Genomic DNA, 25,217 nt, shown 5'->3' on the forward strand with positions numbered 1-25,217 from the left:
CCCCACAGTCTAGTGGACGAGCAGCTCGGGATAAAAGCGCTCGGCCAGCCGGTTCAATTCCTTCAAGACCTCTGGGGTTTCCTTCCTCAGGAGCGCTACGGCCACCCCCTCGCGCGCCTCCGCGGCGCAGAGGGAGCGAACGGCGGTCTTTATCCGAGGAATGAGAACCGAGCCCATACTTAGCTCTTCCACGCCAAGCGCAACAAAAAAAGGCAGCAGCACCGGATTGCTGGCCATCTCCCCGCAGATGCTAACCGGCCGACCGTGCTTGCGCCCTTGGGCGACTACGTCCCGAATCAGGCGCAGCACCGCCGTATGCGGTGACGGGTAGAGGGAGGCGACCCGATCGTTGAGCCGATCGACGGCCAGCGTGTACTGCTCCAGATCATTGGTTCCGATGCTCAAAAAATCGGCCTCCTCCGCAAACAGATCGGCCATAAGAGCGGCTGCCGGTGTTTCGATCATGGCTCCGCAAGGCACATTCCCGAGTCGGTGCCCTTCGGCCGCGAGCTCTTGGCGGACCTCCTGCAACAAGGCGCGCGCCCGGCGGAATTCTTCCACGTCGGTCACCATGGGGAACATGAGCGAAACATTCCCTTGGTCCGATGCCCGAAGGATCGCCCGCAGCTGGGTGCGAAAGATCTCCTGTCTTTCCAGAGAAAGACGGATTCCGCGGAACCCGAGAAACGGATTTCTTTCCAGCGACCGGCCGGCGAGCCATGGGAGGAGCTTGTCTCCGCCCACATCGAGGGTGCGGATCACGAGCCGGTTGGGCTTCGCCGATTCGGCCGCCTCTCGATAGACGGCCAGCTGCTCTTCCTCGGACGGCCCGCGGTCGGAGCGGAGGAAGAGGAACTCGGTTCGATAGAGCCCGATCCCGTCGGCGTCGTTCTCGCGGATGAGGGGCAGATCTTCCGGAAGCTCCACGTTCGCCGAAACCTGCATTCTTTGCCCGTCGCGCGTGACTGCCGGTCCTCGCCTTGCCCGCGCCGCCTGCGTCTGGGTGAGGAAGCGCGCATGCTCGGCTCGCGCACGGGCCTTCCTCTCTTCGGTCGGATGGAGGACGGCGATCCCCGCAAAGCCGTCGACCAGGACCTCCGTTTCCTCATCCAACCGATCGAGAATGCCGTGGGCTCCCACGACGGCGGGGATGTTCAGGGATTGAGCCAATATCGCCGCATGGCAGGTCTGACTGCCCTCTTCGGTCACGATGCCCAGGAGCAGGCGGCGATCGAGGGAAATAAGATCGGAGAGGAGCAGCAGGTCGGCAACGACGACGCAGCGCTTGTCGATCCCCAAACCCCCCGCCGCACCCTCCCGCAGGTTCCGGAGCACCCGCTTGCCCACGTCGCGGACGTCGAGGGCCCTCTCCCGCAGGTAGACGTCATCGATGCGCTCCATTTGGTCGACGAACGAACGAATCACGTCCTGATAAACGGCCTCGACACAGATCTTCTCCGATTCGAGCCGCCTTTTGACCGCATCGAGGATCGTAGGATCATCCACGGCCAGCAGATGCGCTTCAAAAAGCGAGTCGCTCGCCTGCGACCAGGAGCGGACGAGTTCTTCCTTGGCCTGCAAGAGCTCCTGCCGGGTTTTCAGCAACGCAAGCTCGAGCCTCTCGAGTTCCTTCGGTATCTGCTCCGCAGCGACGGGTCGCCGGCGGACGGCGGCAAAATCTCCGCGGATCGCGAACGCGGGTCCGATTCCCACTCCCGGTGCGGCCGATACCCCCGCAAAACATTCTTCGGCTTTACCGCTCATGAAGGGAACCCGGCCTGCCTATCCTATACTCTGAGCAGCGTTCTGCCGCCGCCAGCCCCGACAGGGATGCGACCATCCCTGGCAGGAAACGTTCATCCGCAGCAGGCGTAGGGAAGAAACGCGGCTTGTTGCGATGGAGAAACCGGTGGGCTAAGTGTCTTGATCAAAATTTCTCTGCACCAGATTGCACAACGCCGCTACCGCAGCGGCAGCATCGGGCCCCTTGGCGGAAATCTTTAAGCGGGACCCTTGATTGGCGGCGAGGATCATGATCCCCATGATGCTCTTGCCGTTGACCGCCTCCCCTTCCTTTTCGACCTGGACGTTCGAAACGAAGCGGTTGGCGACCTTGACGAACATGGCCGCAGGACGAGCGTGAAGTCCAAGCTTGTTGCAGATCACGACCTCCGCCTCGGCTTCCTCCACTCCCGCTTGCTTTTCTCCGCTTGCGTTGTCGGCAACCGATTTCTCCATGGCGCTCGCTATTGCCTTCTCTTGGTGAGTTTCGTCAGCTTCTGGTTGAATTCCTGCGCGGCATTATGCCCCATCGCTCGAAGCTTTTGATCGACGGCCGCCACCTCGACCAAGGTAGCCAAATCTCTGCCCGGACGAACCGGAATAGTAACATGAGGAACCCGGATATTCAAGATCTCGTACTCGTCCTGATCGAGCCCGACCCGCTCGATCTCCTCGTCCCGCTCCCATTCGCGCAAGGTGACTACTAAGTCGACCCGTTTTTCGATGCGAATCGCGCGCAAGCCGAACAAGCTGGTGACGTCGACGATGCCGATCCCCCGAACCTCCATGTAAAAGCGGCTGATGTCGGGCGCGCGCGCCACCAGCTCCCTCCCTTCCAAGCAAAAGATGGTCGTGATATCGTCCGCGACCAAGGAGTAGCCCCGAGCCAAAAGGGAGAGGACGCACTCGCTCTTCCCGACCCCGCTCGCACCCTTGAGCAGCACGCCGATTCCCTGGATATCGACCATGCTCCCCTGCTCGTTGACCCGAGGAGCGAAATCCATTTCCAGACAGATCGTCACCGTGTTGATCAGCCGCATGGTGTGCAAGCGCGAAAGGAAGAGCGGCGTGCCGGTCTGCTCGGCTTCCTCGATGAGAAAATCGGGCGGGACAATCCCGCGGGAGACGATCAGGCAGGGAATCTTGCGCAGGAAAATGGCCCGAACCCTCGCGCGGGCTTCCTCGGCATCCAGGCTCCGGAGGTAGGAAGTCTCCCCGGCGCCGATGATCTGCACTCTCTGCCAAGCGAAATTCTTCAAATACCCTGCAAGCTGGAGTCCCGGTCGGTTTACGGATCCTTCCAGGATCATCCGCCCCAAGCCCGACCGGCCGGCGACAAGCTTTCCTTGCAGCGCCGCACCGTGCTGCTCAAAAAACTCTCCGGCCGTAACTCTCGGTACCGAGCCGGTCGTATTTCTGGTCCGCGTCATCCCCGTACCGCCGTCCCTCCCGTCACGTACAAGCGAAGCGCTTCCTCCCCGGCTTTTGCTTTCAGGCAGGTCTCCTCGTATTCCGCTTCCGGGTTCGAATCAATCGTAATCCCGCTGCCGACCGCAAGAGAAACGCTTTCGGAGCTCACTTCCAACGAGCGGATCGTCATGGTGAAGGCCGCCTCTCCGGTAAAAGCGATGTATCCGAAAATGCCCGTGTAAAGTCCGCGCGGTTCCGGCTCGAGCTGCGAGAGGATCTCGGCGGCGCGCCGCTTGGGAGCGCCGGTGATCGATCCGCCGGGCAGGCAAGCAAAGAGCGCGGTGACCGGATCGACTTCGGGCCGCAGCAGCCCGTGCACCGAAGAATACAGGTGCCAAAGACGGGCGTGGCGCGCTATTGCCGCAAACCGCGCGACGCGCACCGTCCCGAAACGGCAGATCCGCCCAAGATCGTTTCTCTCGACATCGGTCACCATCAAAAGCTCGGCCCGCTCCTTGGGGTTTTCCCGCAGGGCGACCGGAGAACCGGCTTGGGCCCCCGCGGGACGGGCCAGCGTTCCCTTGATCGGCCGTGTTTCGATGCGCCTGCCCCGGATCCGGAGGAAAAGCTCCGGAGAAGCGGCGAGCAGCCACCCGCTTTCGGTCTTGAGAAAGCCCCGGCCCGCAGGACGATCCTGCGCGAGCAAGCACTCCCAGAGGCGGAAAGGATCGGCGGAAAGCTCCCATCGGAGCCGGCGGGCGAGGTTGACCACGTAGATGTCTCCCGACCGGATATACTCCTGCGCCTGCCGGACCATGGCCACGAAGCGCTCCCGCCCGGTTCGCGAGAAGGCGGGCGGAAGCCGGCGAGGGGGGGGCGGTCTCTTGGGACGCCTCCGCAGCCAGGACTGCTCCTGCCAGGGAGCAGGACTCCGCCGCCACCTCCGGTAGATGCCGAACCGAAAGTCGCCAGCGAAAGAGACCGAGCCCATCAGCCCGCCGGCGCTGGCGGTCGGATCGCTGCCCGCATGTGCCAGATAGGCCGCGCGCAGCCGCTCCCACTCTTCGCGCGTGCCCCGAACGATTTCGATCGGCTCCTCCGCGAGGAGATATCCGCCTCGTCCCCAAAGGGGAACGAAGCTATACTCGGTCTCCGTGCTCATGGCTCGCGGCTGCCAGTGCCAGAGGCAAGGCTTACCAACGGGTATGGACGGCCGCGGCTCCGTTTGCCGCCTGGAGAGTGGCCAGCCCCTGCGCCACGATCTCCACGGCAAGAGAGGCGAGGATCAGACCTGTTGCTTGGATGAGCAGAGCCATGCCCCCTTTTCCGAGCAGCCGGGCAATCCGGGAACTGCCGACTAGGATAAGATAGGTGAACAACAAGATGCCGAGCAATAGGCCCATATCGATCATCTGGACGTGGATCGGATACACATTGTTGTCGGTCAGCAGGACGGCCGCCAGGATGGCCTCGGGGCTTGCGATCAGCGGCATCGCCAAGGGGAAAATCGCCGGATCCTCCCCTCTAGCCGCCTTCGCCTCTTGCTGGTGCCCGAAGATCATCTGCAGGGCAAACAAAAAAAGGATCGATCCGCCCGCTACCTGAAAGGAGGCGATGCGCACGTGCATCGCCTCGAGCAGTACCTGGCCAAGAAAGACCGAGCTGCCCAAGACCAGCGCGGCATAGAGAACCGCCCGCCGGGCTATCGTCCTCCTTTCGGCATCGGAAAGGCCCGCGGTGAGATGAAAAAAAAAGCCCAAGACTCCCACAGGGTTGATCGTGGCAAAGAAGATCAAGGAATCTTGCCCGATTTTCTGCGCGATCATCCCCGCCATCAATTTCTCCTGCCGGCTCTCACTTTCGCTGTCGCCGCCACGCCGCGCAAGGCGCAAATCAATGACTTGTCAAAGACGGAGCCCTGGGCATCAATAGGTGGAATGCCGCCTAAGAAAGCCGTCGTCCCCCGCCGGCTCCCCGCTGCGATCGGCCCCTATTCGCCGGGAATCACCATCGGAGAGCTCTGCTTCGTCTCCGGCCAACTTCCGCTGCCTCCGGACGGCGGGCCGCTGCCCGAAACGATCGAACGGCAGACCGAGCAGGCGATCCGCAACTTGGAGGCCGTGCTCGCGGAGGAGGGATTGGGCCTGGCGGATGTCGTCAAGGTCTCGGTCTTCTTGACCGATCTCGACGACTTCGCCGCCATGAACGGGATCTATGCGCAACGCTTTCCGGCCCCACGGCCCGCCCGCACGGTCGTCGAGGTCAGCCGCCTTCCGCAGGGCAGCCGGATCGAAATCGAAGCGATCGCGCACCGCTAACTGCCATGGACCTGCTCGAGCAGCTGCGCGCCACCGGCGCGCTCCTGGAAGGCCACTTCGTCCTCCGCTCCGGCTTGCACAGCCGGCAATTCCTCCAGTGTGCGCTCCTCCTGCAGCACGCCCGGCTGGCTTCGGAAGTCTGCGGATCGCTTGCCGACCGCGTCCGGGACCTCCCTTTTCCCACCGTGATCTCCACGGCGCTGGGGGGTATCCCCGTCGGGCAGGAGCTAGCCCGTCAGCTTGACCGCCGCCACATCTATACGGAAAAGGAAGGGGATCGGCTCTTCCTGAAACGATTTACGGTCGCCCGAGGCGAAGGGCTCCTCATCGCCGAAGATGTGGTGACCACAGGAGGAGCGATCCGGGAGGTCATGGCCGCCGCCCGGAGCGCGGGCGGGCGGATCGTCGGAATCGCCTGCCTGGTCGACCGGAGCCCGAAACCGATCGATTTCGGCGTCCCCTTGATTTCGCTCCTCCGGCTGCCGATCGAGGTCTTCCCGCCGGATCGGCTGCCCGAGGATCTCCGAGACATTCCCGCAGTTCGCCCATAGCGGAGATTTTCTTGTGAAGGAAGTTCTTATGCAGGCACCCGGCTGGTGGCTTTTGGCAGGCGCCATTCTCCTCGAGGTGACGGGGACCATCTGCCTGAAGATCTCGCAGGGATTCACCCGCGCCCTTCCCGCCGCTTTGGTGCTTGTCTTCTCCGGCGCTGCCTTTGTCTTGATGGCGCACGCCATGAAGAGCCTCGAAATGGGGGTCGCCTACGCGGTGTGGGCGGGAGCGGGGACCGCGCTGACCGCGGTAATCGGCGTTTTCTTGCTGGGAGAGAGCTTCCATTGGCAGAAGCTCTTCGGCATTGCCTGCATCATCCTCGGCGTCACCGCTCTCCAGGCCGTCCGTAGTTGAGCGCCCGCACGAACCGGCCGAAGCGGCAGGCTACCCGTGCCTAGTCCAGTCGAGCGCCTTTTTCCGCAGCTCGTAGACGAGGCCTACCCCGAGCACGGCCAGGAAGAAAAGCATGGCGAAAAGAATCCGGGGCCCGTACGCGAGCTCCTGGCGATAGACGACTGCCCAGGCGAAAAAGAAGACGGTCTCGATGTCGAAGAGGATAAAGAGCATCGCCACCATGTAAAACTTGACGGTGAAACGGGGATTCGTCGGGCCCATCGGATCCTTCCCGCATTCGTAGGGAATGTCCTTGGCCGGGGTCCGGCGTCCCCGCTGGCCGAGCAGGATCGCTCCTCCCAGCATGGAGACGGCGACCACGACTGCGATCACCGTCTGGAACAAGATTGGGACATACTCAAGATTCATGCTACCCTCCAATCGGACACCCTACGAAGAACCCTCTCACGGGGAAAGCACGTTTTTCCTCTTTTCCAACGGGTGGCCTCTTGGGAAAAACGGACAAGAACGAAGAGGAAGCGGCGCACGGGCATGCGGCTTTTTTTCGCACTCTGGCCGTCCCCACGAGAGCAGGTGCGCTTCCGGGAGGCCGCGCAAGGTTTCGAACGGACCGTCTCCTGCCGGTGGACCGCCCAGGAGAACCTCCATCTGACTCTTCTCTTCCTCCCTTCGGTGGATGAGGAGCGGATCGACTCTCTTATTTCTCTGGTTACCCCTTGCGCGCTCCCCAGGATTTGTCTCCATCTCGACCGGCTGCTCTTGCAGCCTGCCGGTCGGGAAGGCCTCCTCTGGCTAGCTCCGAGCGAGCGTTCGGCGGCTCTGGAACATCTGGTCGAATCCCTCCGGAAAGGGCTTCCCGCCGCCGGAGTCCCACGCCGGGAAGGACCGCCGTTCTTTCCGCACATCACCTTGGCGCGCCGCGTGATTCTGCCGACTTCGCGGAGAAGCGGCGGGCGGCAGCCGGTTCTGTTGCACCGGCTCGCATGCCCGATCGACTGGTCGGTCCGGGAGATGGCGCTTGTCCGCTCGGAGACCCTGCCGGAAGGCAGCCGTTACCGCCGGCTCGCATCCTGGACTCTGCCTGCGCCGGCCTAGCCGAACTCCCCTTGTAATTTGCACAAGAAGCCCGTACGGAAAGAGACATGCTGGCACGTTATAGCCGAGAGCCGATGCGGGCCCTGTGGCGCGAGGAGCGCCGCCTCGAGCTCTGGTTGGAAATCGAGCTTCTGGCCGTCGAGGCGATGGCGCGCCTGGGGCACGTCCCCGCCGCGGAGGCGGCACGGATTCGTGAACGGGTCAGCTTTTCCTTGGCCGAAGTCCAGAAACGGGAAGAGCAGACCCAACACGAGATCCTCGCCTTCCTGGAAGAGATCGCCGCGCACGCCGGACCGGCGGGCCGCTGGCTGCACCATGGCCTCACGTCCTCGGACATTCTCGACACCGCCCTCGCTCTTCAGCTTCGCGCGGCCTGCGATCTCCTTCACCAGGACCTGCTCGCCCTCCGGATCACGATCGGGGAGCAGGCACGCCGCTATGCTTTCGTGCCCATGATCGGCCGGACGCACGGCGTCCATGCCGAGCCGATCACCTACGGCCTCAAGCTGGCCTTGATGTACGATGAGTTCGGCCGCGCCGCCGAACGGCTGCTGGCGGCGCGGGAGCAGATCTCGGTCGGAAAGCTCTCCGGCGCGGTCGGCACCTATGCGCACGTCGACCCCGCCGTGGAAGAGGAGGTCTGCCGGAAGCTCGGCCTGACTCCCGCGCCCGCATCTAACCAGATCATCCAGAGGGACCGGCACGCCGCCCTGGTCACAACCCTCGCCTTGATCGGCGCCAGCGTCGAGCGATGGGCCATCGAGTTCCGCCATTTGCAGCGGACGGAGGTCCTCGAGGTCGAGGAGCCGTTCGCGAAGGGGCAAAAAGGAAGCAGCGCGATGCCCCACAAGCGGAATCCGATCCTTTCCGAACGGCTTTGCGGCCTTGCGCGCCTCTTGCGCGGCTACGCTCTGGCCGCCATGGAGAACGTGCCGCTCTGGCATGAGCGCGACATCTCCCACTCTTCGGCCGAGCGGGTGATCTTCCCCGACGCCACCACCATCCTCGATTATATGCTTGTCGTGCTGGACCGTCTGGTCGCGGATCAATCGGTCTATCCCGAGCGGATGGCCGAAAACCTGTCACGATCCAAAGGGCTCTTCGCGTCGGAAGCGATTCTGCTCGCCTTGGTCCGGAAGGGGTTGTCGCGCAAAGACGCCTACGAGCTTGTCCAGGAAGCCGCGATGCGCTGCTGGCGCGGAAAGGAGTCGTTCGCCGCCTGCCTGCGGGCCACGCCCAAGATCGCGCAGCTTCTCACTTCGCAGGAGATCGAGCAGGCCTGCGACTGGAAGAGCTATTGCCGCCATATTGCCGATACCTTCAAAAGAGTTGGCTTGGAGGCCCCGGAGCCATAGATTGCGATGGCGATGATTCGAGCCCGGATATCCATTTTGCCAAAGCGCACCGTCTTCGATCCCCAAGGGGAGACCGTTCGCCATGCGTTAGGCCACTTCGGGCTGGCTCCCGTGGAGCGCGTCCGCGTGGGGAAGGAAATCGAGTTGGAGTTCCCTGCTGATACGGATCCGTCGGCCATACGGTCCCGACTCGAAGCGGTCGCGCGGGATTTCCTATCCAACCCCGTCGTCGAAGAGTTCGAGCTCCATTTCGAAGGGCTGCCATGAGATGGGGCGTGGTCGTCTTCCCCGGATCGAATTGCGATCGTGACTGCCTATTCGTGCTCCGGAGCGTCCTCGGCCACGAGGCGGTAACAATCTGGCATGACCAGCGCGTGCTGCCCGCCGTGGACGCCGTCGTGCTTCCCGGCGGCTTCTCGTATGGTGACTATCTCCGGGCCGGAGCGCTCGCCGCCTTCTCCCCGATCATGGCGGCGGTCGGGCGGGCGGCGCGCAGCGGCCTGCCGGTCCTCGGCATCTGCAACGGCTTTCAGATCCTCTGCGAAGCGGGGCTCCTTCCCGGTGCTTTGTTGACCAACGCCGACGGTCTCTTCCATTGCCATCCGGTCCGGTTGCGCGTCGAAACCAGCTGCTGCCTCTTCACCCGGAGCTACACGACCGGGGAGGTCATCCGGATGCCGATCGCGCACGGCCAAGGCCGGTACTATGCCGACTCGGCGACGCTCGATCGGCTGGAACGGTCCGGCTCGATCCTTTTCCGCTATTGCGATGCCTGCGGGGAAACCACGCCGGAATCCAATCCCAACGGATCCTTCGCGAATATCGCCGGAATTTGCAACGAAGAAGGAAATGTGGTCGGGCTCATGCCGCATCCGGAGCGCGCCTGCGACCCCCTGCTCGCTTCGACCGACGGGATCCGGCTCTTTCTCTCTCCCGGCTCTCCGCGGCCCCGGAAGGAGCTTCGGGCCGCCCATGCCGCCAGCGCCCTTGGATAACCTCGATCAGCCCGCTTATTGGGACGACCGGTACCGCCGCGGGGATACGCCCTGGGATCGCGGAACGCACTCGCCCGCCCTGGAAGACGCCTTGCGGCGCTTGCCCCCGCCCGGCCGTGTTCTTGTTCCCGGTTGCGGGGTCGGCCATGATGTCCGCTTTCTGGCGGTCTGCGGCTGGCAGGCGGTCGGCATTGATTTCTCGCCGGCCGCCATCGCCGAGGCCCGGAGACGGGGAGGTCCGGAAGGCGCCGTGTATGAAGAAGGCGACTTCTTTGCCCTGCCGCAGCGGCTCGCCGGAAGCTTCGACCTGGTATGGGAACACACCTGCTTCTGTGCGATCCCCCCGGAGCGCAGGGAAGATTACGTCCGAGCGGCTTACGGAGCCTTGCGGCCCGGCGGCAAGCTCCTGGGCGTCTTCTTCCTCCGGACGGGCCCGGATGATCCGCCCCCTTATTCTTTCACGCTCAAGGAGCTCGACTCCTATTTCGGATGCCGCTTTCTTCTCGAGGCCGAGTGGCTTCCCAGCCACTGCTATCCGGGAAGAGAGGGCGAAGAGATCCTCCGCCTCTTCGCTCGGAAAGATTGATCGGGCCGTCTGGCGGGGCGTCCGCCACGGCTTGTCGGGAGCGGAAGGCGCGCAGCGCAGGAACCAACGTGGACATGCATTCGCGTAGCGTGGAAGACTTGCCTTCTTCTCGACCCCTGTTCCTTCCCCTGACCCGCCTCGACTGGGCGATGGCCGCCGGCTTCCTGCTCATCGCCATTTTCCGGCTCCTCTATGCCCTTACCCTGGATCTGCTACCCGACGAGGCCCACTACTGGCTTTGGGCCCAGCATCCCGCGCTTTCCTACGCCACCAAGGGCCCGGTGGTCGCTTGGATGATCGGCCTGGGCACCCTGCTCTTCGGAGACTCCGTCCTCGGAGTCCGCATTCCCAGCGTCTTGCTTTCGGTCGGAACCGGCTGGCTCTTTTACCGACTGGGGCAGCGGCTCTTCTCCTCCCGGTGCGGGGTTGTCGCGGCCGCCCTCGCTGCCCTCCTTCCGATTTTTGCGGTGGGGTCGGTGCTGATGACCATCGATTCGCCGTCGGTTTTCTTCTGGCTTTTGGCCGCTGCATGGTTTTGGGAAGGCCTCGAGAATCCATCTCCATGGCCATGGGTGGCTTCGGGGCTGGCGGTCGCCGCCGGATTTGCGGCCAAATTCGTCAACTGGTTCGAACCGCTCTCCTTCGCGCTCTTTCTCCTCCATAGCCGCAAAATGCGATCCTGGCTCTTTTCGACCCGTTTCTTGCTCCTTCTCGGCTCCGCCTCCATCGGGCTCCTCCCCTTCCTAGCATGGAACAGGGCGCACGGCGGGATCACGATCGCCCATCTCCTCCACCGAGGCGGGTTGCACGAACCCTTCACCCTCCAACCGGCGGAATTCGCCAAATTCTGGATCGAGCAGGCGCTCTCGCTTTCGCCCCTCGCATTCCTCGCCCTCCTTTGGGCGGCCGTTGCCGGGCTTCGCGACCGGTCCTCCGCCCGGCCCTCCCTCTTTCTGGCTTCGCTCTTTTTTCCTGTCTTCCTCTTCTACGCAATCTTGAGCCTCCATCAGGCCGCTAAGGCCAACTGGACCGTCACGGGCGTTTCTGCGGCGCTGATCGCGGCGGCGGCCTATTGGGACGACCGCGCTCGCCGCTCCTCTTGGGCTCGGATCTTCGTGGGAGCCGGTCTCATCCTGGCCCTGGTCGAGACCGCTTTTCTCCATGGATTGGGCTCCGGCCTCCTGGGACCCAAGGACCCGCTCCTCCGCGCCCGCGGCTGGGCGCAGATCGCCGAGGAGGCCGAACGGCAGGCATCGCTCACCCATCCCGATTTCTGGATCGGAAACGATTATGCCGTGGCGAGCGAAATCGCCTTTTACACCCACCGGAAGGAGGTCTTCGTGCCGAGCTTCCGAAAGCAGGGGACGCAGTTCGCGCTCTGGCCGGGCTATCACGCTTCTCCGAGGAGGCGCGCCCTCTACATCTCGAGCGAGACCGAGGGGACCGTGCCCGCGGAGCTGCTCCGCGAGTTTCCGGACGCCCGCTACCTCGGCGGAACTTGGCGGCAATGGAAGGGCCGGCGCATCGAGTACTTCCGCTTCTGGCTCCTGGGCGGCTCGTCGGAGAACCGGACGGACGCCGGTCACAATTCGAGTGTTTCGCCCGGCGGGGGAACGATCACTTCCAGGCCGGGTCTCTCTTCGCGAAGCCGCTCCTGAAACCAGGCAAGGGCGGGCGCGTCCCCATGGACGAGCACGCAGAGCCGGGGGTTCACCCGCAGGATGTAGGCTAAAAGATCCTCGCGAATGGCGTGGGAAGTCAGGTCGAATTGTTCGACCTCGCAGAGCAGCGGCTGGGGAGGCTGTTCCGAATCGAGAGCCACAAGGTTGCCTCGGGAAGTCTGCAGCAGCTGCCCCGCCGGCGAATTCGGATCGCAATACCCCACGATAAAGATCGAATGGCGCTCATCGGAAAGGAAGCGCTGTGCGAGAATATTCGAAAGGGTACGCTCGGTCATCATCCCCGAGGAGATCAGGTAAAGCTCCCCCGGCCTCGGCGAGAGCTGTCGGACGCTGCGGCCGTCGAGGACGGACGGAGCAACATCCTCCAGGAGGCTGAGTCCCGGGTGCCGGCGAAAGGAGCGCTTGGCCAACCGATCGTAAATCTGGGTAAAGCTCCGGCTCAAGCCCCCGATCGTAATGGGGCAGCGGCGAAGCCGGCCCGCCTTCTGCTCCAGATGGATCGTCGCCAGCAGCTCCTGTGTTTTCCCGAGAGCGAACACCGGAATGAGAACCGCCCCTCCCCGCCGGAAGGTGGCCTCGATCGCAGAGATCAGGCGCTCGACCTCCATCGGCCGCCTTTGATGATCCGGCGTCTCCTTCGCGCCCCGTGTCGCCTCGATGATGAGCGTGTCGATTCCGTCCAGGGGAAAATCCGCGGCGGGCATGATCGTCTGCTCTTGGAAGCTCACATCCCCGCTATAAAGAATCCGCCGATCGCCGTAGCGGAAACGCACGCCGACGGCCCCGAGGATATGGCCTCCGGGGTAGAAACGGAAGGTCAGCGGCCGCCCGTTCGAGTCGGAATCCTCCGCAATCGAGCATTCCTGGCCCGCGCGGCAGATCCGGTAGGACTTCGCAGAGCGATCCACCTCCTTGTGGGTGAAGAGCGGATAGCTCGCGATTCCGAACTGCGCCCTCTGCTTGAGCATGACCTCGACGGAATTGTGGAGCAAGGGTTCGGCGAGAAGGGAAGTCGCCTCGCTCAAGTAGACCGGCATCTTTTCGTTGCGGCGGAGGAAAAGCGGGAGCGCCCCGATATGGTCGTGATGGGCGTGGCTCACGATCAGAGCGTCGGCGGGACGCTCTCCGAGGAGCCCCAAGTTGGGCGTGGCCTCCTCCCCTTCCTTCCGCGGATGCATTCCCGCGTCGAGGATGACCCGCGCTTCACCGTCGAACTCGAGAAGATAGCAATTCGCGCCGATCTCGTTGGCGCGCGTTAAGTTGGTGAATTTCACTAACGGTAGGGTCGAAGAGTCGGAAGCCGGCATCCGACATGCCCGACCGAGTCAAGAGAGCGCGGATCCGGAACGGTGTCAAGCGAAAGCCATGGGCGGCGGGCGATCCGCATTTTTTCCCGGGCGGTGCTTGCGTTTTTTTTTCCGCTTGCTATCAACGTCATCCAATGAAACCTCCTACCCGATTTGTACCCGTAGTAATCGCCGTATTGGGCTTCCTCGCCTTCTCCTCCTCCGGTTGGGCCGCATGGGACCTGCAGGACACGGTCAACCGGGCCACTCGGGACGTCTGGCACTTCAAGCGGTTGAAGAAGGGCACGATTCCCCATTCCGTCCTCGAGCGTGCTAAAGGCATCGCCTATCTCCGGAAGAAGGAAGAGGGCTTCCTCTTCGGCTTCTCCTCCGGAAAAGGCTTGGTCATGGCCAAGACTCCCCACGGCTGGTCCGGGCCGGCAGCCATCAAAAGCGGCGGGATGAGCTTCGGCCTCGAAGTGGGGGCGGAGACCGAGCAGCTTCTCTTCATCTTGAACACCCCCGAGGCCGTCGAGCACTTTGCCAAGGGGCATAAGTTCAAGCTGGGAGCGGATGTGGCCGTCACCGCCGGTCCGACTTCGGAAGAGGAGGTGAAGCACTACAAGGGCGCTCCGGTCTATGTCTATACCCGGAAGAAGGGCTTCTGGACAGGCCTCGCCCTCAAGGAAAGCACCCTCGAGCCCGATCCAGACACCGACAAGGAGTATTACGGGCGGAAGGTGACCACCCGGGAAATCTTGGAGCGTAAGGTCGCGCCTCCGCCGGGCGCCAAGGAGCTTATCCGCGCGCTCGAGGCTCCTCACCGCAAGTAAGGCGGCAAAGCCGAAGCAGGAAATTAGAATTAGCGGGCTTCCTCCGGGGCCGGGGGAAGCCCGTTTTCTTTTCGCTCGATGAACATGGGATTTTCCTTGCCACTATGTGATAATGCATTATCACATAGTGCGCATGCGCCGCCGCTTCCCGCTCGGTCTTGCCATCCTCTTCCTTGCTTTTGCGCTTCCTCTTTCGCTCGGGAAGGCCTTCAACGGTTCCGGCGATCTTTCCCCTACCACGACCCTTCCCGTAGTTCAGGTCGAAGCTTCGAGCGGCGGCATCCTTCCCGGAAGCTGCTCCTCCGCCTATGCCATCCCGATGGACGTTGTCGATACGCCCAGAGCAGTGACTCCCGTCTCGAAGACTCTCATGGAATCGGCCGGGATCGGCCAGTGGGGGAAGTGGGACCCCCTTTCGATCACCTACCTCAATCCCGCAGCCATGGTCGATCCGTCGCAAGCCGCCTGCGCTTCCGCGCCCGACATCCGCGGGCGCCAGGGCCTGACCTTCCTCAACGGGATCGAGGAGAACGTCAACTTCGGCCTACAGGATGTTCCCTGGAACTTCAACATGGTCGAGAGCATGGACCTCGTCGAAGGGCCGCCCGGCGCGGTTTATGGGGCAACCCAGCCTTCCAACGGCTACGTCAACTACATCACCAAGCAGCCCTACTTCGACCGGTTCCGAGGCGACGCCTGGGCAACGATGGGGATGTACGACCAGTACATGTGGGGAGCCGAGGTCGGCGGGCCGATCGACCACCTGGCCGAGGGCCAGTCCTCCAAGCTCGGTTACCGGTTCAGCTATCTTGGAATGAACAACGGCAGCTACTACGACTATATCTTCGATCAGCAGGAGAACTTCTACGGAGCGATCGGCTGGCATCCGAACGACCGCTACCGTGCCGACCTCTACGCCGACTTCGGCACTTACTCCTACATGCTCGAAGATGTGCTGATGAACCGGCCGACGGAGGCGCTGATCCAGGATGGCCTCTACTATCCCGGTTACCCGCCCCTCCCGCAGGTGAGTAGTCCCGGCACGGTTCCGGCGAACAACTTTCTGGGCACTCCCGTTCCCGTGAGCCGCCGGCAGACGATCAAATATCCCGGCGATCTCGGCCGGGCGATCACCGGCATGGCCCAGCTCATCCAGTCGGTCGCGGTGAGCGACGACCTCCAGGTCGTCAACAATACGCTCTTCTGGTACCAGGATCACATCGCAAGCGAGGACGAGATCCTCTTTCAAGAGGCGTGGGATGCGTACGAGATCGACAACCGGACCGAGGTCCGGGCACAGTTCACCACCCCGGGCCCCTTCGGGCGGATGGCGCAGTTCCTCGACACGGGCATCGAATGGCGCTACCAGCAGGCGCTTGCCTACGACTCGCTTGAGTTCACGGTCCCAAACCAGTGGAGCGTCTTCGAGAATCCCTACCTTCGCAACGGCGCCTTCACCCCTGCCTTTCAAGCCTGGGTCGGCAACCCCTCGGCTCCCGGCGGCGGGGAGTGGCTCGTGCCCGGCGGCCCCTACCCCTTCTACTTCGAGCCGCTCAACGGAGCGACGGGAACCAACTTGACTCGCTACGGGAAGGTCTCTCCCTTCTGGCAGCAGACGATTCAGCTTACGGACACCCTTTCGGTCATCCTGGGCGCGCGTCTGGACCTCTACATGATCTCCGCCCAGACTCCTCCGGGCACACCCGCCATCCTCTTCGAGCAGCTCGACACGACGCAAGCCCTGCCGCTCTTCAACGTCAGCCCGACGTGGAAGCCCTACCCATGGATGACGACCTACTTCAACTTCAACTGGGCTCAAGCGACCGACGTGGGAGGGGCAGGCGGCTACTCGCCGACATTCACCGACGAAGCCTTTCATCTCCTCAACGAATTGGAAGAGCTGGGAGTGAAATTCAGCCTCGCCCGCAGTCGACTTTTCCTTTCCGCGGATGTCTTTCACGAGGACACCTATCTTTTCAACTACCTAGAGCCGGCCAACCCCGTTCAGATCAACGGATTCGAAACGACCGCGACCTTCCAGCCCAACCGGAGCTTCTGGATCCGAGCAAACTACCTCCTCATGACCGGAGTCGAGAATTGGAGTTCGTCACCTTACGGCCCGCCTCTGACCCAGACCTACTCGACGACGCAGGCCGACCGGCTCGGCCTGCCCCTCGACAATCAGGCGAGCTTCCCGCCGGGAAGCTATGCGCTGATCGGCTGGCCCGAGCAGACCGTCTCCGGAATGGTTACTTACCAGGACGACTCGGGGATCGGCGTGACCTTGGGAGGACTCTTCTTTTCCGATATGTACCTCGGCTACGAACACCAAGTACGGATTCCCCCCGAGTTCGTCCTCAACGCCCAGGTTTTCTATGCACAACCCCATTGGGAAGCGCGCCTCTACCTCTTCAACTTCACCGACGAGCACTACTGGCTGCCCAACGGGTTTGCCTTCAGCCGGGTACGCACGCTCAACCTCGACACGGTCTATGCCGGCTGGCCTTTCTGGATCGAGGGGACAGCCACATGGAAATTTTGAGGAGGAATCTGCACCCAGGAGGATTTGAACCCCCAACCCCCGGGTCCGAAGCCCGGTGCTCTATCCGATTGAGCTATGGGTGCCGGCAACACTCAGGCTGTGCAATTTTTTTTCCCCGGTCAAGCCGGCCCGCTTCTTCAAAAGAAGACTCGGACCGTTCCCATCACCCAAAAGGGGAGTCCGATCAAAACCTTGTCGTAATTGTAGACCCGGTCTCCCTGGAACCCGGTCCCTGTCGGAAACCAGTAGTGGTTGTCGGTCAGGTTGTAAACCTGCACCCGGGCTTCCCACCGCTTGGTCGCATAAAAGACGCTCGCATTGAGGGTGTAGTCGACGGGGATCCGGGTGGCATAGTCGTAGGAAAGAAACATGCCGCTCTGGATCCAGAGCCAGAGGGAGGTGCCGAAGCCCTGGTCCGATTTATAGGTCGCCATCGCAGTCCCGTGCTCGTGGGGAAAGCCGATGAACGGATAGATTCCGGTCGGGAGGGTGGTGTAGGGATCGACCGGGAGGTTGTATCGTGCCGCGGTTGCCGCGGAATAATTCTGGATCACCGTAGGGCCGGTCTGTGCCGCGCTCTGCGTCCAGAACTCCTCGCCCGTAAGATAGTCAAAGCCGAAGCTGTAGGTCCAATTCCGGTTCGGTTGATACGTTCCGGCCAGCTCCGCTCCGAGCACGTCGGCGGGCGTGATCGGCGTAAAGCCCCCGGGAAGGACCGTCACCGGGAAGAAGGTCGAGTAGTAGAAGCCTTCGGCGCTTAGGAAGAGCTTATCGCGGAGTAGGTTCAATTTTACGCCCGATTCGTACATGACATTCGTCAGGTGGTAGTAAGGGCTCGTGAATTCCGGACAGAAAGCACCCAGGACGTCCATGGCTGCGGTTTGGGCGTAGGAATAGGTGAAGTAGGCGTTCATCCAGGGATAGGGCTTGTAGCTTACGCTCGCGTTGGCCTGGGGCTCGAGGATCGAGTAGTTGCTCTGGAGCATGAGCGCGGGCGGGGTGCCCGGCGGCTCGCTGTTGGCAATCTCGTACCATTGGAGCCGGGCGCCGAGGAGAAGGTTCCACTTTTCCCCGAGCCGGATGTTGTCCTGGACGAATGGGGAAACCTGGAAGAATTGGGACCGGGCCGTTGCGAAGTTATTCGTGTTGTAAGTCATCCCGGGAACGCCCGGCACGGGGATGTCGGTCAGGTAGATATCCCCCGCCCGCAAGGCTTCCGCCATCGTGATCGGCGGGAGCAGGCCCGACCGAGTGAGAGGCTGGGTCATGTTCCAGAAGTTGTCGGCGATCCGGCTCGTCTCGGTGTAATCGGTCTGTTTGTCGAACCAGAGGAAGATGCCGCCGTCCAGCTCGTGAAAGAGCGCGAGCCGGCCGAGGGGGGGTTCGGTCTTCGCCTGGGCTTCGAGCCGATGCTCGATCAGCCAGTCGCCGGGAGTATAGCTGAAGTTGGAGTTGGCCAGCGGATCCTGCACCATGTTGAAATATTCGAACATCGTGTTGTTGACGATCCGGAGGTCATCGGAGAGCTTGAGGGTCTGGATAACCTGAGCGACTCCGTAGAGGTTCCGGTTCCCCGCGCCGGCTAGGTCCGCCAGGTTGTTCCGTAGGCTGATCGGCACCTGCGGCCCCCATTGCACGATATACCCCTCGCCGGGAACCGAGGTGCCGATTCCCGGATGGAAGGTGCCGTTCGGTCCGAGCCAGCCGATCATGCTCCCGCTCTGGTAGAGGTCACTATCGATCAGCGCCTGATCGGGCCGGTTGATGCCGAGGGGCAAGTTGAAGCCTAGGGTGTCGAACTCGAAGTTCGAGTCGATCGTGTAGTTTTCCGAGGGATGGGCGGAGAGGGCCAGGTAGAAGTCCTGGCTGTGCATGTAGGCCCCCTCGTAGTAGCTGCCCGAGTATTGCCCCGCATAATCGAAGCGGTAGGCCGCCCTTCCGCCGGCGAACGGCCCCCCGATATCCAGGTTCCACCGGTTCTGATCGTACATCCCCATGCTGTACTGGGCATCGCCGCGAAAGCGGTCGAAATAGGGCTGCTTGGTCACGTCGTTGGCATAGCCCGCCGCCATCTCGCGCGCTCCGAAGACGGCGGGCACCGGACCCTGGACGATATCGATATTGTCATAGGCGTAGAAGTTGGGCATGGGCCCGGAGGTGCCATAGCTCTCCAAGCCGACGAGCATCCCGTTACGGAAAACGGTGGCGGGAAGCCCCCGAATGAAGGGCTCCACCGAATAGTCCCCGGCGGGCGCCATCGTGGTCAAGGAGGGGACGAGCGGAGCCAAGTCGTCGTATCCCATCAGGTTCCCCGGCGCCACCGTATCGAGCTGCTCCCGCGAGATCGGCGTCACTTCCCGCGGGGTGTCGAGGATGCTCATCTCGGTCCCATAGACGTTGATCGGGGTAGCTCCGGGCCCCGGCAGCTCCCCGATCACCTCCACCTCCGGCAGGATGCCGGGAGCCTGCTCCGGAGAGACGGGAGCGGCTGGCGCGGTCGGCGCGGCGGCCGCGGGAGCGGGCGGCGCTTCCTGGGCGGCGGCGGGAACGGCGTCGAGGCAGCAGAAGCCCATAAGAACCGCAAAGAGACGGAACGTCTTTCGGGGGCAGACGCCCCGGGCCGCATCCATGACCGAGCAGTATAGGCCGGCCCCGAGTAGAGACAAGCCATTTATTAGTCTAACCTAACTTTATTTATGGATATAAAGCGCGCCGTTTTTACAACTTCCTCTGCTGTCTTTCGCCTTGCATGTAGAAAAACGGCTTCTTGAGCCGCGCATCACCGGGATTCGGCTTTCGCCCGGCGAGGTTCCGGCCGAATCCTTGACCGGGGCTGCCGGCCAATCCTAAATGGCACATGCTTCCACCTTTCCGCTTCGCATGGGAATGCCTGAAGGCGGCGTTCGCCCGTGTCCGGGCGGCACCCGGTCGATCCCTCTTCGTGGGATTCGCCTACTTCGCCCTCGCGCTGGGTTTCCAATGGATCGCCTCGATCCGCCTCTGGCATAACAAGCTTTCGGTCATCCTGGCCGTCCTCCTCTGTCAAGGCCTGCTGGGGATTCTGATCATCGGGCTTGCCCGTTTCTTCCTCACCCTGGCCGACGGCGGCTCCCCGCGCTGGCTCGAGCTCCTCGACGGTTTCCGCGCTCCCTGGAAAATTATGGCAGGAACCCTCTTCGGCTGGCTGATCGGGACCTTCGTCCTGTTCCTCCTCGTCTTCTTGGGAAGGGATCCGATCGCCTTCTTGCTCGTGCTCGGCGTCCTCCCTCTGGTCCTCTTTTGGCCTTTTCTCGTTGCCGACGGGGCGGCCTCCCAGGCGGTCGACACGTTTCTCGTGTCGTTCCGTTTCGGAATCTCCCGCTATCCACAGGCGCTGGCGGTCGCCGTCGTGATCGTCGGCTTGGTCGAGATCGGAGCCGTGCTGGTCGTCGGCACGCTCGTGAGCATTCCCTTGTGCTACACCATGGCCGCGGTGGCGTACCGCAGCTTCGCGACGGAATGGCGATGAGACCGATCCCGTTCGCAGGCGCCATGGCGGCGTTTCCTGGATTTGACTTCGCCCTCTCTACCCGCCAGGTTTCCCTCATTGCAATCTCCAGCCGACGGAGGGAAAGGACCATGGCATTCGACGGCAAAACATCGTTAAAGGAAGAGGAAGGACGCGGCTTGGATTCGGCCATCCTCGAGAGCCTCGAACGTCATCCCGAACGGCTTCCGCTCGAGGTGTTTTGCGAAGACGGCGGATGGCCCGGACCGTGGCGGGCGCATATCGAAGAGATCCGCAGGAGCGAAGACCGGGTCGCGGCAATCCTGTCCGTATCCTTCGCGGAGCGTATATCCGCCTGCTGCGATCTGGGCAGCGCCAAGGAGGAGGCCGGCTATTATGAAATCCCCCGGTACGGGCGGCTGGAAGTCCGTTGGATGCCCCGATCGGGAGACATGACGATCCGGCCGCTTCTGTAGGAGCGCGCCGAAACAGGGGCTTTCCCTCTCCGAGGAGCCGGTTCCGCAGGAAGATGACGCAACGCACGCACCCGAGGGAACGCTGGTTCGGCGCCGGCCCCTTTGATCGATGGCGAAAGCAGCTGCGGCCCGGAAGAGCCTATAGCCTCGAATCGATTCCGACCTCCGCGCAAGCTTTCGTTCTCTCCGGCCTTTTCCGCTCCTCCCCGCCGTTCCTGCTGATCCTCGCGGCATCCCCGAAGCGGGCCGCCGCGCTGGCCGCCGGGTTGGAAGCGTGGGGTTGTCCGATCCCGGTCTTCCCGGAAAGCGCACCCGTGCCGCAAGGAGCCCTGCCCGATCTCGACGTGGCGGCCTCGCAGCTGCAAATCGCCACGCTCCTGCTCCGCCGGGAGCTTCCCGGTTTGATTGCGACCCCGGGCGCGCTCCGTTATCGAGTGCCGATCCCGCAGGCTCTGGAGAAAAGCATCCTCCGGCTCTCTCCCAATAATCCGCCGGATCGAGCGGAGCTCCTGGATGCGCTCGCGGCCGCTCAGTTCGAGCGATGCCCGCGTGTCGACGTCCGAGGACAGATGAGCGTGCGCGGAAGCATCCTCGACCTGTTTCCATGGACGGCCGGTCGCCCGTTGCGAACGGAGTGGGACGGCGACACCCTCGTTTCGCTTCGGGAGTTCGACCCGGTCTCCCAACGCTCACTGCGGACTCTCTCCTCAACCACGATTTCTCTTCTCCCTCCCGCCGAGATCGCAGAGGGACAGGCCTCCTCTCTCGAGGAATACCTACCTGATGCGTCCTGCCGCTTCCGAATCGATGCAGCCGCCGGCGAGCCTGCGGGCGACCTCTTGGAGCCGGAGCCCGAATTCCGGGACCACGACTTCCTAGGGATGCCGACGGAGGACCGCCTGATGCGGGAGGGCCGCTGGACCCTTTTCACCGCCGAGCTTCGCCGCTGGCTTGCCGAGGAATGGGACATCGGAATCTTCGTCAATAACGAAGGGGAAGAGAAACGGCTCCGGGAACTCTTGGCGGCGGAGAAGATCGATACGGCCGCCATCGCTTGGCTCTCGGGAGCGCTGACGCGCGGATTTTCCTGGCCGGCCGCGCGCATCGCGATCCTGAGCGACTCGGAGATCTTCGGGCGCTATCAGGTCATCCTCCACCGGCCGAAGGAAGCCAACCACCTCACCGAGGTCCGTCCGGTCGAAACGGCTCCGGCGGAATGGCAACCCGGAGATTTTGTCGTCCACCTACAGCACGGCATCGCGCGTTATCGGGGGGTTGAGGCCCTTCCTGATGAAGGCGGGGAGGCGCTGCTGTTGGAGTTTGCGGATGCCGCCAAGCTCTACGTGCCGATCGATCAGAGCTATCTGGTTTCCCGGTATATCGGCGGAACGCGTCGAGTCCCGAAGCTCGATACGCTGGGGGGAACCCGATGGAAAAAGGCTCGGGCGGCCGCCCAAGGCGCCATCCGCGACTACGCCGCCAAGCTGTTGCGTATCCAGGCAGAACGGCAGGTGCTTCCCGGAAACGCCTCTCCCCCCGACTCCGATTGGCAGCGGGAGTTCGAGAAGTCGTTCGTCTATCGGGAGACGCCCGATCAGCTCCGAGCCATCGCCCAGACAAAAGCCGACATGGAAGCTCCGCGACCAATGGATCGGCTCATCTGCGGCGACGTGGGGTTCGGCAAGACCGAAGTCGCCATCCGGGCCATCTTCAAGGCCGCCGTAGCCGGCGGGCAGGCGGCGCTCCTCGCGCCGACGACGGTGCTCGCCTACCAGCACTACCAGACCCTCCGGCAGCGATTCGCGGACTACCCCATTCAGGTCGTCTTTCTCGGGCGGCTGGCTTCCGCCGCGGAGGAGCGGCGGGCGCTAGCCGCCATCGCTTCCGGAGAGTGCGACGTCGCGGTCGGCACTCACCGGCTTCTATCCCCGGATGTGCGCTTCGCCCGTCTGAAACTCGTCGTGATCGACGAAGAGCAGCGATTCGGGGTGCACCAGAAGGAAAGATGGAAGGAGCGCTTTCGCTCAGTGGATATGTTGGCCCTCTCCGCAACCCCGATCCCCCGCACGCTCTACCTCGCCCTGGCGGGCGCACGCGATCTGAGCCTGATCGAGACTCCCCCCTCGAACCGCCTGCCGATCGAAACGATAGTCTGCCCGTATGACGAGCGGACGATCCGCTCCGCGATCGAAAAAGAGCTGGCACGAGGCGGACAGGTCTACTTCCTGCATAATCGGATCGCCTCGATCGAGCGGGTATGCCGACGCCTCCGCGAGCTGGTCCCTACGGCTCGGATCGAGATCGGGCACGGCCGGATGGACAAGGAGCACCTGGAGAGTGTGATGCAGCGATTCGTGTCGGGCGAGATCGATGTTTTCTTGGCCACCTCGATCATCGAAAACGGCCTCGACATTCCCAACGCGAACACGATTATCATCGATCGGGCCGACCGGTTCGGCTTGGCTGATCTCTACCAGCTTCGAGGGCGTGTCGGCCGCTCCCATCAAAAGGCTTATGCCTATCTCCTGTTGCCCCGCGACCGTTTCCTCGCAGCGGACGCAAAGCGTCGCATCCGTGCGATGCAGGAGTACAGCCAGCTCGGCGCAGGCTTCCGCATCGCTCTCCGCGACCTGGAGATCCGAGGGGCGGGCAACCTGCTGGGAACGGCGCAGAGCGGTCACATCGCCGCGATCGGCTTCGAGCTCTATTGCCGGCTTCTCCGCGAAGCCGTCGCCGCCGTACAGGGGAAAAAAGTCCGAAGCCCGCTCGCCTGCAAAGTATCGATCGACTTTTGGGAGAACGGTGTCGACAGGCCGGGCATTCCCGCCTCCTACATCCCTTCCATCGAGGAACGGATCGCGGCGCACCGCCAGGCAGCGGAAGCGGCATCCCTCGCGGAACGGCAGGAACTCGAGAAATCCTGGCGCGACCGGTTCGGTCCCCTGCCCGCGTCCGTGCGCCTCCTTCTGGAAGAAGTGGAGCTCCGCATCTTGGGGGGCGAGCGCTCCCTGGAACGCATCGAGGTACAAGGAGACAAGCTGCTCTTGCAGCGGAACGGCAGCTACCTGATGATCGGCGGCCGCTTCCCCCGCTTGACCGGGCAGGATGCCGAAAGTAAGCTCGCGTCCGCCAAGAAGTGGATCCTCACTCTGGCTTAGCCGCTATGTTCCCCAAGCTCTTTCCCGCGGCTTGCCGATCGGACTCGTCGGTTCCCGCGAGGATCGGGTTTACCGCAGCTTCGATAAGGAGCGAACATCGCCTGATCCGGATAGCCCTGTGAGCCCTTGGGCTCCCTTCCTCCTCTTCCTCTTTCCATGCCGCGCACGCTCCGAATTCGGTTTTGGGCCAGTCGCCTTGCCGTTCTCCCGGCGAGGCTCCCTAATCGGACGCCCCACCGGGCGATGAGCCGTTTTGTCATCCCCCTCGGCTGGCTGCTCGCCCTGGCGGCGGCCTCCTGTCGTCTTTTCGGACAGGCCGGCGTCGACGGGGTTGCCGCGATCGTCAACGACAAGGTGATCACGTTTTCCGAAGTCAAGAAGCAGGTGGAGCCCAACGAGGCCGTCCTGCGGGAGACCTATCAAGGCCCGGAGCTCGTCGACCGGATCAAGGAAGCGCGGCTCAACGCCTTGCGCGCGCTGATCGAGCGCGAGCTGATCATCCAGGATTTCAAAAAGAAAGGATACCAGATCCCGGATAGCTTCATCGAAACGCGCGTCCGGGATGTGATCCGGAGCCAGTTCGACGGGGATCGCATCGCCTTCATTCGGACGCTCCAAGCCAGCGGGATGACCGAAGAGCGCTACAAGCAGAACCTCCTCGAACAGATCATTGTCCAGGCCATGCGGATGAAGAACGTCTCCGATACGATTGTGATCTCCCCCTACCAAGTCGAACAGTACTATCACGATCACCTCGCTCTTTTCGTCGAGCCCCCCAGCGTTAAGCTCCGGTTGATCTTCCTGCAACGTCCTGCGTTGAAGGAGCATCGGGTCGGACCGGATGGAAAGGACGAAGAATACGATCCAGCTCTCGAAACCGCCAAGGATCTGGAAACGAAGCTCCGATTCGGCGCGAATTTCGCCGAACTAGCTCGCAGCTACTCCGAAGGGCCGCGCAAGCAGGAGGGTGGGGATCTCGGCTGGGTCACCCGAGACACGCTGCGGCCCGAGATCGCGGACGTCGCCTTTGCCATGTTTCCCGGCCAGACCAGCGACGTGATCGCCACCCCCGACGGCTACTATCTCCTCCATCTGGAGGACAAGCGCCGCGAACGCGTCAAGCCGATCTCGAGCGTGCGCACCCAGATCGAAACCGCGCTCCTGCAGGAAAAGCGCCAGAAGCGCCAGCAAGAATGGCTCGACAGCCTGCGAGCCAAGGCGTTCATCAAGATGTTTTAATGGTCATGACCGGGACGCTTTCTCTTGCGCCTTTTTTCCACCGGATCGGTTCTCTCCTCGGCGAAAG

General features: G+C 62.9%; 23 protein-coding genes and 1 tRNA gene. 15 read left to right on the forward strand and 9 right to left on the reverse strand.

Features of this window, described 5'->3' with window-relative positions; genetic code table 11:
* Positions 1 to 9 precede the first annotated feature (9 nt).
* The 5 genes from ptsP to MTHMO_RS10110 all read right to left on the reverse strand — a co-directional run bounded on the left by ptsP (position 10) and on the right by MTHMO_RS10110 (position 5,018).
* On the reverse strand, positions 10 to 1,764 hold the full coding sequence (ptsP, locus tag MTHMO_RS10090) for a phosphoenolpyruvate--protein phosphotransferase (RefSeq protein WP_202214657.1): 1,755 nt from the start codon (positions 1,762 to 1,764) through the stop codon (positions 10 to 12).
* 150 nt (positions 1,765 to 1,914) lie between these two features.
* A complete protein-coding gene (locus tag MTHMO_RS10095; RefSeq protein ID WP_202214658.1) occupies positions 1,915 to 2,238 on the reverse strand; it encodes an HPr family phosphocarrier protein in 324 nt (107 codons plus the stop codon).
* A gap of 8 nt (positions 2,239 to 2,246) precedes the next feature.
* Positions 2,247 to 3,212 carry an HPr(Ser) kinase/phosphatase gene (gene hprK, locus MTHMO_RS10100; protein ID WP_202214659.1) on the reverse strand — a complete coding sequence of 322 codons (966 nt, stop codon included), beginning with the start codon at positions 3,210 to 3,212 and terminating at the stop codon, positions 2,247 to 2,249.
* Positions 3,209 to 4,354, reverse strand: a complete 1,146-nt coding sequence (locus MTHMO_RS10105) for an anthranilate synthase component I family protein (protein ID WP_202214660.1) — start codon at positions 4,352 to 4,354, stop codon at positions 3,209 to 3,211. Before MTHMO_RS10105 ends, hprK begins: the two co-directional genes overlap by 4 nt.
* Before the next feature lie 31 nt (positions 4,355 to 4,385).
* Positions 4,386 to 5,018 carry a MarC family protein gene (locus MTHMO_RS10110; protein WP_202214661.1) on the reverse strand — a complete coding sequence of 211 codons (633 nt, stop codon included), beginning with the start codon at positions 5,016 to 5,018 and terminating at the stop codon, positions 4,386 to 4,388.
* A gap of 111 nt (positions 5,019 to 5,129) precedes the next feature.
* On the opposite strand from MTHMO_RS10110, the gene MTHMO_RS10115 reads away from it, so the two are divergent.
* The 3 genes from MTHMO_RS10115 to MTHMO_RS10125 are packed head-to-tail and all read left to right on the forward strand — an operon-like array spanning position 5,130 to position 6,416.
* Positions 5,130 to 5,510 (forward strand): RidA family protein, encoded by a 381-nt coding sequence (locus MTHMO_RS10115; protein WP_202214662.1) that lies wholly within the window; start codon positions 5,130 to 5,132, stop codon positions 5,508 to 5,510.
* Positions 5,511 to 5,515: 5 nt separating this feature from the next.
* Positions 5,516 to 6,061: an orotate phosphoribosyltransferase gene (gene pyrE / locus MTHMO_RS10120; protein ID WP_202214663.1), complete on the forward strand. Its 546-nt coding sequence runs from the start codon at positions 5,516 to 5,518 to the stop codon at positions 6,059 to 6,061.
* 13 nt (positions 6,062 to 6,074) lie between these two features.
* Positions 6,075 to 6,416 (forward strand): multidrug efflux SMR transporter, encoded by a 342-nt coding sequence (locus MTHMO_RS10125; RefSeq protein WP_370568336.1) that lies wholly within the window; start codon positions 6,075 to 6,077, stop codon positions 6,414 to 6,416.
* A gap of 30 nt (positions 6,417 to 6,446) precedes the next feature.
* On the opposite strand, the gene MTHMO_RS10130 is transcribed toward MTHMO_RS10125, so the two are convergent.
* The gene (locus tag MTHMO_RS10130) at positions 6,447 to 6,824 is read right to left on the reverse strand and encodes an NADH-quinone oxidoreductase subunit A (RefSeq protein ID WP_202214664.1); all 378 of its coding nucleotides are present in this window, start codon (positions 6,822 to 6,824) and stop codon (positions 6,447 to 6,449) included.
* Between the two features lie 123 nt (positions 6,825 to 6,947).
* Here MTHMO_RS10130 and thpR point away from each other — a divergent pair, with 123 nt between their 5' ends.
* The 6 genes from thpR (at position 6,948) to MTHMO_RS10160 (ending at position 12,105) form a co-directional block, all read left to right on the forward strand.
* Complete coding sequence (gene thpR / locus MTHMO_RS10135; RefSeq protein ID WP_202214665.1) at positions 6,948 to 7,511, forward strand: RNA 2',3'-cyclic phosphodiesterase; 564 nt, start codon at positions 6,948 to 6,950, stop codon at positions 7,509 to 7,511.
* Between the two features lie 47 nt (positions 7,512 to 7,558).
* The gene (purB, locus tag MTHMO_RS10140) at positions 7,559 to 8,866 is read left to right on the forward strand and encodes an adenylosuccinate lyase (RefSeq protein ID WP_202214666.1); all 1,308 of its coding nucleotides are present in this window, start codon (positions 7,559 to 7,561) and stop codon (positions 8,864 to 8,866) included.
* Between the two features lie 12 nt (positions 8,867 to 8,878).
* A complete protein-coding gene (gene purS, locus MTHMO_RS10145) occupies positions 8,879 to 9,133 on the forward strand; it encodes a phosphoribosylformylglycinamidine synthase subunit PurS (protein ID WP_202214919.1) in 255 nt (84 codons plus the stop codon).
* Entirely contained in the window at positions 9,130 to 9,861 is a 732-nt protein-coding gene (gene purQ / locus MTHMO_RS10150) for a phosphoribosylformylglycinamidine synthase subunit PurQ (protein ID WP_202214667.1), read from the forward strand. The genes purS and purQ overlap by 4 nt, the downstream gene beginning before the upstream one ends.
* Positions 9,839 to 10,447, forward strand: coding sequence for a methyltransferase domain-containing protein (locus tag MTHMO_RS10155; protein ID WP_202214668.1), 609 nt, complete (start codon positions 9,839 to 9,841; stop codon positions 10,445 to 10,447). The genes purQ and MTHMO_RS10155 overlap by 23 nt, the downstream gene beginning before the upstream one ends.
* A gap of 98 nt (positions 10,448 to 10,545) precedes the next feature.
* Positions 10,546 to 12,105: a glycosyltransferase family 39 protein gene (locus MTHMO_RS10160; RefSeq protein WP_202214669.1), complete on the forward strand. Its 1,560-nt coding sequence runs from the start codon at positions 10,546 to 10,548 to the stop codon at positions 12,103 to 12,105.
* Here MTHMO_RS10160 and MTHMO_RS10165 read toward each other — a convergent pair.
* Positions 12,030 to 13,436, reverse strand: a complete 1,407-nt coding sequence (locus MTHMO_RS10165) for an MBL fold metallo-hydrolase (RefSeq protein ID WP_202214670.1) — start codon at positions 13,434 to 13,436, stop codon at positions 12,030 to 12,032. The genes MTHMO_RS10160 and MTHMO_RS10165 overlap by 76 nt on opposite strands.
* A 134-nt stretch (positions 13,437 to 13,570) precedes the next feature.
* Here MTHMO_RS10165 and MTHMO_RS10170 point away from each other — a divergent pair, with 134 nt between their 5' ends.
* Positions 13,571 to 14,248, forward strand: coding sequence for a lipid-binding SYLF domain-containing protein (locus tag MTHMO_RS10170; RefSeq protein WP_202214671.1), 678 nt, complete (start codon positions 13,571 to 13,573; stop codon positions 14,246 to 14,248).
* 112 nt (positions 14,249 to 14,360) lie between these two features.
* A complete protein-coding gene (locus MTHMO_RS10175) occupies positions 14,361 to 16,790 on the forward strand; it encodes a TonB-dependent siderophore receptor (protein ID WP_237394930.1) in 2,430 nt (809 codons plus the stop codon).
* Between the two features lie 9 nt (positions 16,791 to 16,799).
* On the opposite strand, the gene MTHMO_RS10180 is transcribed toward MTHMO_RS10175, so the two are convergent.
* Positions 16,800 to 16,873: transfer RNA gene (locus MTHMO_RS10180), tRNA-Arg, on the reverse strand.
* A gap of 54 nt (positions 16,874 to 16,927) precedes the next feature.
* Complete coding sequence (locus MTHMO_RS10185; RefSeq protein ID WP_237394897.1) at positions 16,928 to 19,420, reverse strand: TonB-dependent siderophore receptor; 2,493 nt, start codon at positions 19,418 to 19,420, stop codon at positions 16,928 to 16,930.
* A gap of 227 nt (positions 19,421 to 19,647) precedes the next feature.
* On the opposite strand from MTHMO_RS10185, the gene MTHMO_RS10190 reads away from it, so the two are divergent.
* The 4 genes from MTHMO_RS10190 to MTHMO_RS10205 all read left to right on the forward strand — a co-directional run bounded on the left by MTHMO_RS10190 (position 19,648) and on the right by MTHMO_RS10205 (position 25,150).
* Positions 19,648 to 20,298 carry a hypothetical protein gene (locus MTHMO_RS10190; protein WP_202214672.1) on the forward strand — a complete coding sequence of 217 codons (651 nt, stop codon included), beginning with the start codon at positions 19,648 to 19,650 and terminating at the stop codon, positions 20,296 to 20,298.
* Between the two features lie 110 nt (positions 20,299 to 20,408).
* Positions 20,409 to 20,753: a hypothetical protein gene (locus MTHMO_RS10195; RefSeq protein ID WP_202214673.1), complete on the forward strand. Its 345-nt coding sequence runs from the start codon at positions 20,409 to 20,411 to the stop codon at positions 20,751 to 20,753.
* A gap of 53 nt (positions 20,754 to 20,806) precedes the next feature.
* Positions 20,807 to 23,911: a transcription-repair coupling factor gene (gene mfd / locus MTHMO_RS10200; protein WP_202214674.1), complete on the forward strand. Its 3,105-nt coding sequence runs from the start codon at positions 20,807 to 20,809 to the stop codon at positions 23,909 to 23,911.
* Positions 23,912 to 24,154: 243 nt separating this feature from the next.
* Positions 24,155 to 25,150 carry a peptidylprolyl isomerase gene (locus tag MTHMO_RS10205; RefSeq protein ID WP_237394898.1) on the forward strand — a complete coding sequence of 332 codons (996 nt, stop codon included), beginning with the start codon at positions 24,155 to 24,157 and terminating at the stop codon, positions 25,148 to 25,150.
* The last annotated feature ends 67 nt before the right edge of the window (positions 25,151 to 25,217 follow it).

This window comes from Methylacidimicrobium sp. AP8 (genome assembly GCF_903064525.1).
Classification (GTDB): domain Bacteria; phylum Verrucomicrobiota; class Verrucomicrobiia; order Methylacidiphilales; family Methylacidiphilaceae; genus Methylacidimicrobium.

What these genes read in the sequence shown, in the direction of transcription:
- ptsP (WP_202214657.1), bottom strand. Translation starts at nt 1,764, where the DNA reads ATGAGCGGTAAAGCCGAAGAATGTTTTGCGGGGGTATCGGCCGCACCG.
- MTHMO_RS10095 (WP_202214658.1), bottom strand. Translation starts at nt 2,238, where the DNA reads ATGGAGAAATCGGTTGCCGACAACGCAAGCGGAGAAAAGCAAGCGGGA.
- hprK (WP_202214659.1), bottom strand. Translation starts at nt 3,212, where the DNA reads ATGACGCGGACCAGAAATACGACCGGCTCGGTACCGAGAGTTACGGCC.
- MTHMO_RS10105 (WP_202214660.1), bottom strand. Translation starts at nt 4,354, where the DNA reads ATGAGCACGGAGACCGAGTATAGCTTCGTTCCCCTTTGGGGACGAGGC.
- MTHMO_RS10110 (WP_202214661.1), bottom strand. Translation starts at nt 5,018, where the DNA reads ATGATCGCGCAGAAAATCGGGCAAGATTCCTTGATCTTCTTTGCCACG.
- MTHMO_RS10115 (WP_202214662.1), top strand. Translation starts at nt 5,130, where the DNA reads ATGCCGCCTAAGAAAGCCGTCGTCCCCCGCCGGCTCCCCGCTGCGATC.
- pyrE (WP_202214663.1), top strand. Translation starts at nt 5,516, where the DNA reads ATGGACCTGCTCGAGCAGCTGCGCGCCACCGGCGCGCTCCTGGAAGGC.
- MTHMO_RS10130 (WP_202214664.1), bottom strand. Translation starts at nt 6,824, where the DNA reads ATGAATCTTGAGTATGTCCCAATCTTGTTCCAGACGGTGATCGCAGTC.
- thpR (WP_202214665.1), top strand. Translation starts at nt 6,948, where the DNA reads ATGCGGCTTTTTTTCGCACTCTGGCCGTCCCCACGAGAGCAGGTGCGC.
- purB (WP_202214666.1), top strand. Translation starts at nt 7,559, where the DNA reads ATGCTGGCACGTTATAGCCGAGAGCCGATGCGGGCCCTGTGGCGCGAG.
- purS (WP_202214919.1), top strand. Translation starts at nt 8,879, where the DNA reads ATGATTCGAGCCCGGATATCCATTTTGCCAAAGCGCACCGTCTTCGAT.
- purQ (WP_202214667.1), top strand. Translation starts at nt 9,130, where the DNA reads ATGAGATGGGGCGTGGTCGTCTTCCCCGGATCGAATTGCGATCGTGAC.
- MTHMO_RS10155 (WP_202214668.1), top strand. Translation starts at nt 9,839, where the DNA reads ATGCCGCCAGCGCCCTTGGATAACCTCGATCAGCCCGCTTATTGGGAC.
- MTHMO_RS10165 (WP_202214670.1), bottom strand. Translation starts at nt 13,436, where the DNA reads ATGCCGGCTTCCGACTCTTCGACCCTACCGTTAGTGAAATTCACCAAC.
- MTHMO_RS10170 (WP_202214671.1), top strand. Translation starts at nt 13,571, where the DNA reads ATGAAACCTCCTACCCGATTTGTACCCGTAGTAATCGCCGTATTGGGC.
- MTHMO_RS10175 (WP_237394930.1), top strand. Translation starts at nt 14,361, where the DNA reads ATGCATTATCACATAGTGCGCATGCGCCGCCGCTTCCCGCTCGGTCTT.
- MTHMO_RS10185 (WP_237394897.1), bottom strand. Translation starts at nt 19,420, where the DNA reads ATGGATGCGGCCCGGGGCGTCTGCCCCCGAAAGACGTTCCGTCTCTTT.
- MTHMO_RS10190 (WP_202214672.1), top strand. Translation starts at nt 19,648, where the DNA reads ATGCTTCCACCTTTCCGCTTCGCATGGGAATGCCTGAAGGCGGCGTTC.
- MTHMO_RS10195 (WP_202214673.1), top strand. Translation starts at nt 20,409, where the DNA reads ATGGCATTCGACGGCAAAACATCGTTAAAGGAAGAGGAAGGACGCGGC.
- mfd (WP_202214674.1), top strand. Translation starts at nt 20,807, where the DNA reads ATGACGCAACGCACGCACCCGAGGGAACGCTGGTTCGGCGCCGGCCCC.
- MTHMO_RS10205 (WP_237394898.1), top strand. Translation starts at nt 24,155, where the DNA reads ATGAGCCGTTTTGTCATCCCCCTCGGCTGGCTGCTCGCCCTGGCGGCG.